The 2,804-nt window shown below is 52.4% G+C and carries 1 rRNA gene; it reads right to left on the reverse strand.

The window, feature by feature from the left end:
- A 23S ribosomal RNA gene (locus ACRRUX_RS20455) occupies positions 1–2,778 on the reverse strand; the annotation flags it as partial.
- Positions 2,779–2,804: the final 26 nt, after the last annotated feature.

A 2,804-nucleotide genomic window follows, 5' to 3' on the forward strand; every position in this document is an offset into this window, starting at 1 on the left:
AGGGATGACTCATCTTGAGGCTCGCTTCCCGCTTAGATGCTTTCAGCGGTTATCGATTCCGAACGTAGCTACCGGGCAATGCCATTGGCATGACAACCCGAACACCAGCGGTTCGTCCACTCCGGTCCTCTCGTACTAGGAGCAGCCCCTCTCAATCATCCAACGCCCACGGCAGATAGGGACCGAACTGTCTCACGACGTTCTGAACCCAGCTCGCGTACCACTTTAAATGGCGAACAGCCATACCCTTGGGACCGACTTCAGCCCCAGGATGTGATGAGCCGACATCGAGGTGCCAAACACCGCCGTCGATATGAACTCTTGGGCGGTATCAGCCTGTTATCCCCGGAGTACCTTTTATCCGTTGAGCGATGGCCCTTCCATTCAGAACCACCGGATCACTATGACCTGCTTTCGCACCTGCTCGACGTGTCTGTCTCGCAGTTAAGCTGGCTTATGCCATTGCACTAACCGTACGATGTCCGACCGTACTTAGCCAACCTTCGTGCTCCTCCGTTACTCTTTGGGAGGAGACCGCCCCAGTCAAACTACCCACCAGGCACTGTCCCTAACCCCGATTAGGGGCCCAGGTTAGAACATCAACACTACAAGGGTGGTATTTCAAGGACGACTCCATCAGGACTGGCGTCCCAACTTCAAAGTCTCCCACCTATCCTACACATGTAGGGTCAATGTTCAGTGCCAAGCTATAGTAAAGGTTCACGGGGTCTTTCCGTCTAGCCGCGGGTATACGGCATCTTCACCGCAATTTCAACTTCACTGAGTCTCGGCTGGAGACAGCGTGGCCATCATTACGCCATTCGTGCAGGTCGGAACTTACCCGACAAGGAATTTCGCTACCTTAGGACCGTTATAGTTACGGCCGCCGTTTACCGGGGCTTCGATCATGAGCTTCTCCTTACGGATAACCCAATCAATTAACCTTCCGGCACCGGGCAGGCGTCACACCGTATACTTCCTCTTGCGAGTTTGCACAGTGCTGTGTTTTTGATAAACAGTTGCAGCCACCTGGTATCTGCGACTGCCGCTAGCTCGGGGAGCAAGTCCCGTCACCGGCAGCAGCGTACCTTCTCCCGAAGTTACGGTACCATTTTGCCTAGTTCCTTCAGCCGAGTTCTCTCAAGCGCCTTGGTATTCTCTACCCGACCACCTGTGTCGGTTTGGGGTACGATTCCTGCTAACCTGAAGCTTAGAAGATTTTCCTGGAAGCATGGCATCAACCACTTCAGTACCGTAGTACCTCGTCATCAACTCTCAGTGTATGTGTGCCCGGATTTGCCTAAGCACACCACCTACCATCTTAAACACGGACAACCAACGCCGTGCTGGCCTAGCCTTCTCCGTCTCTCCATCGCAGTTAGCAGAAGTACGGGAATATTAACCCGTTTCCCATCGACTACGCCTTTCGGCCTCGCCTTAGGGGTCGACTCACCCTGCCCCGATTAACGTTGGACAGGAACCCTTGGTCTTTCGGCGAGGGGGTTTTTCACCCCCTTTATCGTTACTCATGTCAGCATTCGCACTTCTGATACCTCCAGCGTGGGTTACCCCTTCGCCTTCAACGGCTTACAGAACGCTCCTCTACCGCACAGACAAAGTCTGTACCCGTAGCTTCGGTGAATTGCTTAGCCCCGTTACATCTTCCGCGCAGGCCGACTCGACTAGTGAGCTATTACGCTTTCTTTAAATGATGGCTGCTTCTAAGCCAACATCCTAGCTGTCTAAGCCTTCCCACATCGTTTCCCACTTAGCAATTACTTTGGGACCTTAGCTGACGGTCTGGGTTGTTTCCCTTTTGACGACGGACGTTAGCACCCGCCGTCTGTCTCCCGGATAGCACTCTTTGGTATTCGGAGTTTGCAAAGGGTTGGTAAGTCGGGATGACCCCCTAGCCTTAACAGTGCTCTACCCCCAAAGGTGTTCGTCCGAGGCGCTACCTAAATAGCTTTCGAGGAGAACCAGATATCTCCCGGTTTGATTGGCCTTTCACCCCCAGCCACAAGTCATCCGCTAATTTTTCAACATTAGTCGGTTCGGTCCTCCAATGCGTGTTACCGCATCTTCAACCTGCCCATGGCTAGATCACCGGGTTTCGGGTCTACGCCTTGCAACTAAACGCGCAGTTAACACTCGGTTTCCCTACGGCTCCGCTATTCGCTTAACCTCGCTACAAAACGTAAGTCGCTGACCCATTATACAAAAGGTACGCAGTCACGGTCTCAAGAACCGCTCCCACTGCTTGTACGTATACGGTTTCAGGTTCTATTTCACTCCCCTCACAGGGGTTCTTTTCGCCTTTCCCTCACGGTACTGGTTCACTATCGGTCAGTCAGGAGTATTTAGCCTTGGAGGATGGTCCCCCCATGTTCAGACAACATATCACGTGTGCCGCCTTACTCGATTTCATCTTCAGTTAGTTTTCGTGTACGGGACTATCACCCTGTACCGTTAAGCTTTCCAACTTATTCCACTAACACCCTGAAGACTTAAGGGCTGGTCCCCGTTCGCTCGCCGCTACTGAGGGAATCTCGGTTGATTTCTTTTCCTGAGGGTACTTAGATGTTTCAGTTCCCCTCGTTCGCCTCATAACGCTATGTATTCACGTTATGATGACACCTTATGGTGCCGGGTTTCCCCATTCGGACATCTGTGCCTCAAGCGCCTTTTATCGGCTAAGCACAGCTTTTCGCAGATTAACACGTCCTTCATCGCCTCTGACTGCCAAGGCATCCACCGTATACGCTTAGTCGCTTAACCATACAACCCAAACGAGTTTCGTCTGA

The organism is Shewanella sp. GXUN23E (genome assembly GCF_050865035.1).
Lineage (GTDB): Bacteria > Pseudomonadota > Gammaproteobacteria > Enterobacterales > Shewanellaceae > Shewanella.